Origin of the sequence: Planococcus sp. NCCP-2050, assembly GCF_023708025.1 — a bacterium.
In the GTDB taxonomy this organism is placed as follows: Bacteria; Bacillota; Bacilli; order Bacillales_A; family Planococcaceae; genus Planococcus.
In genome coordinates, this window is sequence record NZ_BRCX01000001.1 from 1,063,873 (window position 1) to 1,075,990 (window position 12,118).

Below are 12,118 nucleotides of genomic sequence, written 5' to 3' on the forward strand. Positions count from 1 at the left end.
CAAATGAGGCGAATTCATCGGCTGGCCAGCTGCGTCATAAAATCCGATGGCTTCGTGATCCGCTCCGTTGGTAAACTCGATGTTCTTGATGTTTTCTGCTCCTCTAATTTGGGAAACTTTCTGGCCATCAACTACCACTTTTGCCACTTCGATTCCTTTAAAATCAAATATGGATTCAGCCCGCGCCGGACTCAACACCACTTTCACATCTTTAAAACCCATTCCATGAAATTCAGCGTATTTTCCTTTTAAGTAAACCGCATCAGAAATCGCTGTTTTTCCTTCTAGCGTCAATGACACGCTTGGCTGGCCGATATTCAATTTTTTCTTATTCAGGTTCTTATAATGAAGGAACTTTTGAGGTTGAATCGGTTCTATCCCTGGTAACGGTTCAGGATCTGGCGTTGGTTCCGGTTCAGGTTCTGGAGCTGGTGTTTCACCGAATCCCGTCATTGTATGCGCTCCGAGGTGCTCAAACGTATCTACTGGATACGCAATCCATTCTTCCGCAGGATTAAATGCATCATCCACGATGCCATCGCCCGCTTGGATATCGGGATTACGGACCAGCGTAACATCTTTTGCATTTTCAATGCGCGTGCCGACTTGTCCAAAAGAATCGATTGCTTCGCCATCTTTCTTCAGCACCAAAGCATCATCGCCATTGAAATTGATGACATTATTATTTTGCAGCTTCCCCTTGCTCTTGATGCCTTCAGCTGCCTGGCCGTTATAGATAACGACTGTCTCTCCGTTTGCCACTGTTCCGGTCAAATCCATTTCGCTTTGCACTGCCGTGCTGCCATTGGCATATAAAGCCAGCGAATAGGCGCTTAAGTCAATTGAATTACCCGTCCCATTGTAAAGTTCGATTGCCTTGTTCATGCTGCTGCCTTCAATGTATTCCGATATAAAAAGATCACTTGCAGTTGCCGCTGCTTGAACCGGCGATTGTGTTGTCGGCACCCATAATCCTGCCGCCAATCCGAGTGACAATAGGACTTTCACAGGCTTGCTCCATTTTCTGTTGGCCATTTGTACTGTTCCTCCTCTGTTTCTTACGTTCGAACGTTTCCCCTCATCCCACCAATAAATATTGTAAATTATTTACTTTAAATAAAGTAAATTTACAATTTTAACTATTCTCTACTTACGACTTTAACCAACTGCCTTTCCTACGTCAACGCTATTTGGAAACTATTACATGAACTTAATAAAAGCAAAAGCGCTGCATGGGAAACTCCCCTTACAGCGCATCATCTCTTATTTCCCCGCCGTCGGCTCTTCTATCGCTCCCATGAATAGGATTAATCCGGTTTCCACCTCTTCAATCGTGATGAAAAATGGCCGATTTACTTTCATCTCAAAAGTCTTCTCCCTGCTTTCTGATTCCTCTACAATTTCGATCGAAGTCGCAGCAGCTGCTTCTGTACCTTTTTCATTTACATCCAAGAACGTTTTCTGTTTTACTTTGCTGATGAATAATTCCTCGTCTTCTTTTTTCACCATTTGCGGGAACTCTGCCGTAAACCGGTCAAACGCCGAAGCCATTCCCAATCCTTTCAACGCATCATTCAGCTCCACTTCATACTCCAGTTGGAACTTCGGTAGCCTTAGCGTCCCTTCTATTTCCCCAAATGTTTCATTCCATTTATCCCAATTCTCACCGGTCAGCGATTCTTCAAAGTCGCCGAGTGAAGAGCCTTCTTTCGTCAGAAATACTTTCATCGCCATTTCCCCTTCGCCGTAAGGCAGAGTAACAGCTTGAAAATCATCCGTTTCCAGATAAGACAGCTCTTCATAGAGAGTCATTAATGGCATCTTTTTCAAAGTACCATCTGCTAGATGGAAATCTTGCTCACTTGTTCCTTCTTCTTCGAACGGATACTGCCAGTCTCCTTTAAAATATATCGCATTCAGCAAAACCGTCACAAGTTTTGGATCTAAGGGAGCTTCCATCATTTCTTTAATCTTGCCATTGGTCGAGTCCTCTACCCATCTATTTATCCGATCGACAGATTCATTATCCGTTACATCGATTTCCTCAATCTTTGCATTAAAATAATCTTCATTGTTCTTTGCAAAATCTTCCTGGAACTGATAACTTTTATTCAGCCAAATGGAATTGCCAATCGATAATTGAATCGCTTCAGAATCGCTTGCAAGCTGGTTCATCAGAGAGGCATTGGCTTTGTTCAATTCCTTCGCATCCATCCCTGGAACCTCCAAGACATTTGAAATCTCCTCTTCCGTCACACCATCCGCTCCGTTATATACCATCGATAATGCCATAAACAAACTTGGTAAAGAGATAAACCGATTTCCTTCTTCATTCGGCTCCACAACCGGCAGCAGCTTCCAGCCGAGCTCATTGCTCGGTTCAATAATCTTTTGATAATCCGCTTCTCCGTACTCTACATCTTTTGAAATCTTTAAGGATCCAGAAGTTACAGTGGGCTCAGTCGTACCGCAGCCGGCTATCATCAATATGAATAAAATCATCGGCAACTTTCGCATTGTCATCACTCCTTATCCATTAGACTGGATAACTTGAGATAAGTTACAATTTTGGGCTCATGTAAACCTACTAAAAAAGCCATCCTGCAGATTAGTTCTGCTGGATGGCTCTATTACTTTTTTATTAACGCTCACAAGCGATGTTATCTTTATCGCGGTCGCTTTTCTTGTTGGCATCATATAAGGCTTGAGAAACGAACGGCTTGTACTTCGATTTCCCGCCTTTGTTTGTCGCTTTTGAAGAACGGGCAATGCCGCCTGCATAGACCTTGTTGATCTCTTTGCAGTTAGCGAACGTCTTCACTTTTGTCCCTGCAGCATCTGCCTCCATTGGTGCTGCGCTAAATGTGAAGCTAAGCGCTACCATCAATGACATGAATGCAAAACTAAGTTTTTTCATAGTATTTCTCCTCTCCCTTTGAGCTATTTTTAGACAGTATTTGAAAAAATTTTAAGAATCTAAAAAACACTGTTAACTCCAATATTATAACAGGTATTTATTCCCATAAATATAGACTTAGAATTAAATCTTTACAGTAATATTAATTCTTAAAACTATTTTTGTATTTTCAAATAATCTTGGTTGCTTCTACCTTTCAATATCTATACGGCACTTAATATTTTTCTATTTTAATTGAACAAACCTCTACGACTAGTATGTATGAAATGGAAATTAAGAGAAATAAAAACCCTTTGACTAATTTCTTAGGCAAAGGGTTTTTTACAATTATTCTATACAACCGATAACAAAATATTAACGAATTGTGTAAGAAGCTGGTGCAATTTCGTTACCTGGTGTAGCAATATCTTCAACTGCTACTACGTTTACAGTAGTTCCAGCAGCTGGTGTTGGTGTACCAGCGAAAGTAACGATGAATGAGTTATTTACATTTCCATTTACTACTACTTCAGAAGCAACATCAAGAATTTGACCATTTACACGCAATGTGTAGTTGTCTTCATCAAGTGCGCTTGCAGAAATATCTCCATCTGCAAGAGCTGCTGAAGCTACAACTGCTTCACTGAAAGTAACAACGTAGTCGTTAGCTGCAACAGTAGCCGTATTAGGAGTAATAGTAGCTGTTGGTGCAGTTGCATCAATTACAGTATTTAATACATCAGAAGAAGTTGTAGTATTTCCTGCAGAGTTAGTTGCTCTCACGATTACTCTGTAGTTACCATCAGTAGGTACTTCAGCGTTAATTGTGTAAGCTTCTGCATTTTCATCAAACGATCCATCATTAGCTCTTACTCCTGTAGAAGTAAACGCTTGAGTAGTTGTTTCATAAGCGCCATCTAGATCAGTATCTTTTAAGATTGAGTATTCTACGCTAGTAACTGTTTCGCCAGTTCCAGCAGTTACAGATCCATCAACTTCTAAAGTACGATAAGAAGTTGGTGCTGCAGTAGTTCCCGCAGGGCGAGTAGCATCGAATGTTGGTGCTGTAAGAGTTGGTGATACTCCTGCCGCACTTGGAATAGTGAATCTTTCGCCATCGATACCAGGAAGATCAGTACCTACAGCAGAAACTGAGACAGGTTGTGAAACATTTCCTTTAGCATCTGTTGCACGTACTTGAATTCTGTAAGTAGTGTTTGGAGCTAAAGATCCTGTATTGAAGCTAAATAGTTCACTTGATTCGTTGAATGCACCATCATTTGCTGCTGCATTTGTCCAACCGATTACTGTAGTGTAAGTTCCAGCTAAAGCATTATAGCTCTCAACACGGTACTCAGCACTTGCAACATTTGCATCAGCATCTACCGCTGCAGAACTTGTAACAGTAACACTGCGTGATGGTTGACCAGCAGAGTTTCCTGGAAGGTTATAACTTGCAGTACCAGCAGTTACTACTGGAGCAGCTAAATCTTGACCAGTGATGAATAATGAACCTGGAGTTGTAACAGATGAAACAACACCAGCTGAGTTTACTGTACGAACTTCAATTTGGTATTGACCTGGTGTCAAACCTGCAGTGTTGATAGAACCAGTAAATGATTCTGGGTTTTCATCAGCAGCACCATCAGCAAGAGAAAGGTTTGAGAAGCCAGTACGAGTGCCATCAGGACGAACTAGGCGGTATTGAGCTCCTACTGCACTTGTTTCTGTATCAGTTGCATCAAAATCAACTGTTACAGCTGTTCCTGGTGATACTGAAGTTGCTTGAGTAGCTCCAGCTGATAATTCAAAAGTTCCAGACACTAGTGTTGGAGCAGTAGCATCAGATGTACCTACGATTCCAGCAAATACTGTTGGGTTAGCAGATGTTGTAGTTTCAAAAGTTTCAGCAGTTGCACTGAATCCAGAAACTCGTAGAGAAGCAGTAGCTTCGTCAGCTGCAGAAATAGTTCCTGCTGGGAAAGTTAAAGTAGCAACTTGTCCAGCTGCAAATGGTCCAACTGCAGAAGTATTTAATGTTACTGTAGATGGGTTGAATAACGCACCTGCAGCACCTGCATTAGCATCATAAGTATAGTTTGTACGAGTAGTACCCGCTTCTTGAGAAACTGGTGAAGCGAAAATTACAGTTACAGTTTGATTTGCTGCGTTAGCAGAGATACTGTGAACAGCAGATGCTGGTGTAGCTGCAATATTAAATGAACCTGTTTGAGCTGCAGTGTCTTTGTACTTAACTGAGTAAGTTACAGTTTGAGCTGCATTTGTTTGCGCAACTTCAGGAACATCAAAAGATACTGATTTAGTAGTTTCGTTATATTCAAAGTTAGTAGGAGTTACTGTTACCGCAGCTCCACCATTAATAGAACGAGTTACTGTGAAGTCTGCAGCTGCTGGAGCAGTTTCAGGAGCTACACCGAAAGTAGCTGTAACTTCACCATTTGTAGCTGTCACAGTCGATACTGCTGGAGCTCCAACTGGAACGATGTATTCTTCCAAAGCGTAAAGGAAACGAGCGAAATCCCCACGTTTGATGTTGTTAGTGGTACCGAATTGAGTAGCTGAGATACCGTTAGTAACTTCGTTTTCTACTAAAGCAGCAACTGCTTCAAGGTAACGAGCGTTTACATCAGTAAATTTAACGTTTTCTGCACTTCCATCAAGATCAAAAGCGTTAGCAAGCATGATAGCTGCTTCACCACGAGTGATTGAATCGTTGAAACCGAAGTTAGTTGCAGATTTACCGTTAACTACGCCAGCGGCTTTCAAAGAGTTGATAGCTAGAACGCCACGTGTAGGAACGTCAGAGAATCCTGATTGTGGAGCTTCTTCATTGTTAAGGCCTGCAGCGTTTGCGATCATGATCGCAGCGTCGCCACGTTTGATTTGAGCGCTAACTCCGAATTGAGTTTCGTTCAAACCTTTTGCGATGTTGTTTGCAACAACAAAGTTAACTGCTGCTTCGTATTGTTTAGCAACGTCCGTGAATGCTGCTGGTTTAACTTCGTCAGCGAATGCTGCTGGTACTACTGCTGTTGCTACTAATGTAGCTGTCGCTGCAGTAGCAACGAATTTCTTGTAAGACTTTGGTTGGTAAGCCATGTGTGTAATTCCTCCCTGTTTTAGGTGTTAATGTGTTAAATGTTGAGTATTGGTTAACCCAATTTAATTATACTGATAAAAGCTCTTCTTTGCCACTTAATCCTAAAATATTATGACTAAAGTCTAAAATGTAATAGTAAATCCGATTAGGCAGTTCGAAAGAGATTATCAGAAAATTAAACTCTAACTTAGTTTAACAAAGATATTAAAGATTTCAACTGATAAATTAAAAATGTATCCTAAAAATTACACTTTATTGTAAAAAAGAGTCTATAGTATTACAAAAAATACAGAATCTCGAAGCTTTTCGTGTGTTTTAGGGGTTTTTCACCTATCATTCTGGAAGATCTCCGCTCTTACTAATGTTTAATTATACATGAAAACTGGATTTACATTCATAAATTGTTGTTAATAATTTATTGTGCCAGTTTGACGAGTAAGGGGTCAGATTGTTCATATCAGATTATTATGAAAATTATTTATCATTCCAATAAAATATTGATTTATTATTCGTTTTTAAGTAAATATACTAGTCCGAAACGTTTAGTTTCATTGTAAATTCAGGATTTCTTAATTTTTTCCATTTGTGACTAAAGAAGCGTTGTGAAAAACTAGATATATTTTCCTTTTCTTCATGAAATGGCTGAGAACTCTCCCGTTTTCCTTTATAATAGGAAGTGCTATGCATTTAGGAGGATATTATGATTACAAAGATTACAAAACTGAATCTCTGGCTTTGGATTCCCCTCGCTATCGGTTTCATTCTCAGGTTAGGGATTCTTATTTATTACGGACCTGGCTTGTCACTTAACAGCGATGATTACTTTTATATTGACAGCGCGAAGTTTTTATTGGAAGAAGGCAAATTGGTTTATGTCGACCACTCAGAGCCGACTGTACACATTATGCCCGGTCTTCCATTCCTAGTCGCCAGCGTGTTTTTCTTTTTCGGCACAGGAACTGTCGGTCTCGCTGCAGCTAAAATGCTCATGATTTTAATCGGATGCCTCAGTATCTTCGGCATCTACAAAATCGGAGAGCGTCTGTTCAATCCCTTGGCCGGTTCGATTGCTGCGTTGATCCTCGCGCTTTATGTACCGATTGCAGTGACGGATAACTTGATCGCTACCGAGTCGCCGGTCACAGCCGCCTTTATCTTCTTTGTCTATTTCTCGCTGCGGCTCGCTGACACGCATTCGATGAAAGATTTCTATTGGGTCATCGGCTTGTATCTGTTCATGCTGATGTTCCGTCCGACGATTGCGCTGTTCCCAGTCATTTTGCTTGTGTATTTAGTATTGAAGAAATATCCCGTCAAAATTGCACTGAAGCAGTTCAGCATCGCCGCCGTTTTACTGTTGCTTGTGATGGGACCATGGTGGGCGCGTAATTACATCGCCTATGACGCCTTTATCCCGCTTTCCGGCGGCGCAGGCAATCCGACCTTGCTCGGCACTTACCAAGGCAACGGCTATAAATATGGACCGCCTTTTGACGTTGTCGTACAGCAGCTTGTCGACGAACATCCGGAAGCAAGCCGCTACGAACAGAATATCTACCAGATGGAAGTAGCAAAAGAACGGATTAAAATGATGCGAGAGCACAATTCTGACTGGTTCTGGGAAACGTACACGACGGCTAAGCTACGAATCCAATGGGAAGACCCTTTCTATTGGCTCCAGGTATTGAGCATTGAAAAAGAGACGATGCGTTCCGCTTATCTTGTTTTGTTTTGGACTGGGCTCGCTTCCCTTCTCTTGATGTTCGCTGTGAAATCGCGAATCTGGAAAGAATGGCTGTTTATCATTCTATTCATCCTGTACTTCACTGTGATGAACAACCTGTACTTGGCTTACCCACGCTATAATCAGCCGCTCCTGCCGTATTTCTTCCTGGCAATCGGCGGCATGGTCCATGTGCTCGTGAGCTTTGTTAATAGAAACAAAACAAAAGAAGCTGAGTTGGAAGATCGTTTATAACGATTTTCCACCAGCTTCTTTTTTATCTAGTTTTTTATGATATTCCGCAAAACAGCTTGCTTGCCGCGGGCGAGCGCCAAGCCTCCTCATCGCTTCGCTCTTGCGGGGTCTCGGCTGTCTCGCTATCCCGCAGGCGTCTGCGCTGTTTTGCTCCATATCATCTTGTAAAAAACAAATTTAATCCTCTCTCCAAGTGCATTTAGACAAACCTTAGATGAAAAAGCGGAAGGCGGCGACTCCAGCGGGAATAGCGCGAGCTGGAGCCACTGGACTGAACGCAGTGAGGGAAGCGGCAGAAGCCGTGCCCGCGGAAATCGTCCGCCTAAAGCGCTTCATCTAATTTTCAATAAAAAAATCCGCATCAGAATTTCTGATGCGGATTTTTATTAGCTCTTCGATTTAATTAAATTCTCTTTCACAACCAGCATCGCAAGGATTGCTGCCAGGTAAATCGATACGGCTGGTGCTGTCAGCACGTGTCCTGCTGTATAGGCAATACCGATGCCAAGCAAGAACCCGACGCCGTAAAGCACGTAGAAATACGTGAAATGCGTTTTGATGTTGCGGATAAAGTGGATCAAGTATCTTGCAGCGAAGTAGACAAACGGCGCCATCAAGTAAATGAATCCGATAAAGCCGAACGAATAGAACCAATCATGGAAGTCCATTTCAATCATTTTCGGTGTCTTGCCCGGAAGCTGCGGTTCGTAGTTTCCGGCAAAGCCCATACCGAACAGTTGCTGCGAAATCGGTGAACTGTAGAAATCGTCTTTCATGACTTCTTTGTACTTTTCACGCGAACTGAAGATCAAGTTTTGCACTTGGTCATTCGTAATCGTTGGTTGTTCTTGTTCTTCAAATCCTTCGTCGCCTTCGACTAGCTCTCCGTCTCCTGGACGTTCGACAGCTTCACCGAAGTTGAGGCCAAATGATTCTAAGTGTGCAAACATATTGCCAAATACTGGTGTGAATGGTGTTACAACCACTAAAATTACCGTCAAAACTGCTGAAATCAATAGGTTTGATTTTACATTGGCCGTCTTTTTCTTCATAAAGAACAGCATGATCAAACTGCCGATCAAGACAGATAAGAGAACGATGATGATGCCGCCGTAGCCGACTTTCGTGCCGAGTGCCAACATCCCGATGGATAAGAGCACAAACGGAATCCATGCCCATGGCTTCTTCCAGGAATCGGTTTTCTCTGCCCCGTAAAGCGCCATAATCGGCAATACGATAGCCATGATGGCCCCGATTTCATTGCCCGCATAGAACCAGCCGGTGAAACCGACTTTTGTATGCGAGTAGTTGGACAGGCTTGTTCCTGTGATTTGCGCCACGATGAAGACGATTCCGATAATCATTCCGGAAAGCCAGAAAAACTTCGTCGTTTTCCCGGAAATGTCGTAATCGCGGTCTTTCAACTCACGGTAGACGATCATCAATCCAAGCAACACGATATGGAAATAAATTACTTTATTGAAAAATTTAAGCTCTTGGAATAAATAATAGGGATCTTTGACTTGCAAGTTGACCAGCACATTGGCTGCGAGCAATACTGCTAATCCCACCAAGTAAATCGTGAAGATCCGACTGATCTTGCTTTTCTTTGAAGCCCAGAGAAGGACAAGGAGCAAAGCGACCATATAAGCGGCGCGGATAAGTACTCCCACTGTTATGCTGGTGTCCACGATGAAGATGGACGCGGTCGTCAGAACATCAATGACTGGCTGCAGGGCGATGAACGCCACTAGGAGCATAAGAATTTTTTTATAATTCATGGTTGGGAATCCTCTTTCATTTTTTTAACCGAAGCTCATGAAAAATCGCTGAAAGTTTCGATTGAATCGTTTTTTGTTCATACTGTTGAGCTGTTTGATAAGCGGCTTGGCCGACTTGTTGTTTCTGTTCCTTTGAAAGCTTGTTATAGGCGGCTAAGCCCCTTGCCAAATCTTGTGGATTGCCGGGTTCAAAGAGCCAACCGTTTTCGTTGTCTTTCGTGTAATCGAGTATCCCGCCGATGCGGCTGGCGAGAATCGGCGTACCGCAAGCCATCGCTTCCAGGCCGACGAGCCCTAAACTCTCCCCTTTCCGAGTGGTCGGGAAGATGAATAAATCGATGATATTGTAAATCGCAGCAAGATCTGCATGCTTCATCAATGGGAAATGCACCACTGATTCTTCCAATCCAAGGCGTTTGCGAAGTTCGAAAAATGCGGCGTCGTCTTTGCCGGAGCCGACCATGATCAAGCGGGTCTTGGCTTTTTCTTCCGGATGTTCGTTCAGGAATGCGGCGAACCCGTTCAATAGATGGTCCCAGCCTTTTCCGACGTCCATGCGGCCGACATAGCCGAAATAGCGGAAATTCGGATCGAGTTTATAAGTCGCCATAAGTTCAGCGTTGTTTTCTTTATTCGGGTAGAAGACAGCCGAGTTCACGCCGCCGGAAGGAAAAATCCGAATCGGGGTGCGGACTTGGTATTTTTCTTTGACGAGTTTTTCGTAGTAATGGGAAGGTGTAATAATCAGTGTGGACTGGCCGAGAAGCTTTTTGACATTCGGCTGGAATTTCTCCTGCGAAGCCACTTCCGGTACCACGTCACTGCCGTGGACATTGGTCACAATGCGCACTGACGGCTTCAGTTTCTTTAAAACAAGTAAAGGCAATGCGTTGTGGGCAGCGTAATGGACGTAGATCGCATCATACTTGCCGCTTGCGCCTTTGCGGATCACGTTGGCGTAATGCTGTGCATAGCCAAGTGCTTTTTGAGCCTTGCCGGTCTTTTTCGTCAGCACCGCTCTGTCGATGCTAAATCCCTCGTCTTTCAAAATGGCTTCCGTGTTTTGGACGAAAACGCCATAGCTAGGAAATGCCTCAGAAGGATACATATTCGATACCAATAAAATCTTCAAATTGTCCCTTCCCTTCCTGTTCGTGAATGTGTTTTTATGAGTGCGGTATGAAGGATAATTTTCTATAGTCGCTTCGCCGCTTAGGGCATGACTCCCGTAAGAAGCCAGGCACAGAACGCCTGTCTTCTTACTTCGTCTAGCCCATGGGCGCGGCGGCGCTAAGTTCTCTTATGAAATATTTTAGATATGAAGTAAAACAGCGGAGACTCCCGCGGGACAGCGAAGTGCCGAAATCCACTTTGGCGTTTAGCCAAAGTTAGTTCGGCGCAAGCCCGCAGGAAAGCGCAGCTGTTTTACGGAATATCAATAACAATTTTTTCTACTATATTACAATCCCTCAAGCTTCGTTTTCATGAACTTGATCAAGTCTTCGCGCAGGTCTGGACGCTGCAAGGCGAATTCGATGGTGGTTTCGACAAAGCCGAGTTTTTCTCCGACGTCGTAGCGCTTGCCTTCGAAAGCATAGCCGTAGACGTTTTGGATCGTGTTCAACTGTTCGATGGCGTCGGTCAATTGGATTTCTCCGCCTGCGCCGACTTTCATCTGGTCGAGATACTTGAAGATTTCCGGCGTGAAGACGTAGCGTCCGATGATCGCCATATTTGACGGAGCTGTGCCGGCTCTCGGTTTTTCAACAAAACCTTTCGCACGGTAAAGCTGGCCCATTTGTTCGGCTGGATTGATGATGCCGTAGCGGTAAGTTTCGTTCTCCGGCACTTCCATCATGCCGATGACGGATGATTGCTGTTCATCGAACTGGGTGATCAATTGCTTCAATCCTGGCGTTTCCGCTTGGATGATATCATCGCCGAGAAGAACCGCAAACGGTTCATCGCCGATGAATTTGCGCGCTGTCCACACGGCGTGGCCAAGGCCAAGCGGTGATTTCTGGCGGATGTAATGGATGTCCACTTTGCTGGAAAGCTGGACTGCGTTCAATAGTTCGAATTTCTCCGATTCTGCTAGACGCGTTTCAAGCAAGTGTGCAGAATCGAAATGGTCTTCGATTGCACGCTTGTCTTTTCCGGTCACGATGATAATGTCTTCGATTCCGGATTCAATCGCTTCTTCTACGATATACTGGATCGTTGGTTTGTCGACGATCGGCAGCATCTCTTTTGGCATGGCTTTTGTGGCAGGAAGGAAACGCGTACCAAGTCCTGCAGCGGGGATGATCGCTTTTCTGACTTTCTTCATTCGGTTTCCTCCT

8 protein-coding genes and 1 pseudogene are annotated in these 12,118 nt (G+C 43.5%); 2 read left to right on the forward strand and 7 right to left on the reverse strand.

The window, feature by feature from the left end:
- Nucleotides 1–615: 615 nt before the first annotated feature.
- The 4 genes and pseudogenes from NFU07_RS17745 to NFU07_RS05220 all read right to left on the reverse strand — a co-directional run.
- Nucleotides 616–1,035 (reverse strand): annotated as a pseudogene (locus NFU07_RS17745) (lamin tail domain-containing protein); the annotation flags it as partial.
- 228 nt (nt 1,036–1,263) lie between these two features.
- A complete protein-coding gene (locus NFU07_RS05210) occupies nt 1,264–2,517 on the reverse strand; it encodes a serpin family protein (protein WP_251475548.1) in 1,254 nt (417 codons plus the stop codon).
- Nucleotides 2,518–2,641: 124 nt separating this feature from the next.
- Nucleotides 2,642–2,917 carry an excalibur calcium-binding domain-containing protein gene (locus tag NFU07_RS05215; RefSeq protein WP_052650735.1) on the reverse strand — a complete coding sequence of 92 codons (276 nt, stop codon included), beginning with the start codon at nt 2,915–2,917 and terminating at the stop codon, nt 2,642–2,644.
- A gap of 354 nt (nt 2,918–3,271) precedes the next feature.
- Nucleotides 3,272–6,016 (reverse strand): S-layer homology domain-containing protein, encoded by a 2,745-nt coding sequence (locus tag NFU07_RS05220; RefSeq protein ID WP_251475551.1) that lies wholly within the window; start codon nt 6,014–6,016, stop codon nt 3,272–3,274.
- 701 nt (nt 6,017–6,717) lie between these two features.
- Here NFU07_RS05220 and NFU07_RS05225 point away from each other — a divergent pair.
- Together NFU07_RS05225 and NFU07_RS17695 are read left to right on the forward strand one after the other, a co-directional pair.
- The gene (locus NFU07_RS05225) at nt 6,718–7,995 is read left to right on the forward strand and encodes an ArnT family glycosyltransferase (RefSeq protein ID WP_251475553.1); all 1,278 of its coding nucleotides are present in this window, start codon (nt 6,718–6,720) and stop codon (nt 7,993–7,995) included.
- 214 nt (nt 7,996–8,209) lie between these two features.
- Nucleotides 8,210–8,335: a hypothetical protein gene (locus NFU07_RS17695; protein WP_285835938.1), complete on the forward strand. Its 126-nt coding sequence runs from the start codon at nt 8,210–8,212 to the stop codon at nt 8,333–8,335.
- Between the two features lie 46 nt (nt 8,336–8,381).
- Here the strand turns inward: NFU07_RS17695 and NFU07_RS05230 are convergent, their stop codons facing one another.
- The 3 genes from NFU07_RS05230 to galU all read right to left on the reverse strand — a co-directional run bounded on the left by NFU07_RS05230 (nt 8,382) and on the right by galU (nt 12,105).
- A complete protein-coding gene (locus tag NFU07_RS05230) occupies nt 8,382–9,776 on the reverse strand; it encodes an O-antigen ligase family protein (protein WP_251475555.1) in 1,395 nt (464 codons plus the stop codon).
- Between the two features lie 16 nt (nt 9,777–9,792).
- Nucleotides 9,793–10,908, reverse strand: coding sequence for a glycosyltransferase family 4 protein (locus tag NFU07_RS05235; RefSeq protein WP_251475557.1), 1,116 nt, complete (start codon nt 10,906–10,908; stop codon nt 9,793–9,795).
- A 327-nt stretch (nt 10,909–11,235) separates the two neighbouring features.
- Nucleotides 11,236–12,105, reverse strand: coding sequence for a UTP--glucose-1-phosphate uridylyltransferase GalU (gene galU / locus NFU07_RS05240; protein WP_251475559.1), 870 nt, complete (start codon nt 12,103–12,105; stop codon nt 11,236–11,238).
- Between the last annotated feature and the right edge of the window lie 13 nt (nt 12,106–12,118).

Excerpts from the sequence above, each read along its gene's own strand:
- NFU07_RS05210 (WP_251475548.1), bottom strand. The coding sequence starts at position 2,517 with ATGCGAAAGTTGCCGATGATTTTATTCATATTGATGATAGCCGGCTGC.
- NFU07_RS05215 (WP_052650735.1), bottom strand. The coding sequence starts at position 2,917 with ATGAAAAAACTTAGTTTTGCATTCATGTCATTGATGGTAGCGCTTAGC.
- NFU07_RS05220 (WP_251475551.1), bottom strand. The coding sequence starts at position 6,016 with ATGGCTTACCAACCAAAGTCTTACAAGAAATTCGTTGCTACTGCAGCG.
- NFU07_RS05225 (WP_251475553.1), top strand. The coding sequence starts at position 6,718 with ATGATTACAAAGATTACAAAACTGAATCTCTGGCTTTGGATTCCCCTC.
- NFU07_RS17695 (WP_285835938.1), top strand. The coding sequence starts at position 8,210 with ATGAAAAAGCGGAAGGCGGCGACTCCAGCGGGAATAGCGCGAGCTGGA.
- NFU07_RS05230 (WP_251475555.1), bottom strand. The coding sequence starts at position 9,776 with ATGAATTATAAAAAAATTCTTATGCTCCTAGTGGCGTTCATCGCCCTG.
- galU (WP_251475559.1), bottom strand. The coding sequence starts at position 12,105 with ATGAAGAAAGTCAGAAAAGCGATCATCCCCGCTGCAGGACTTGGTACG.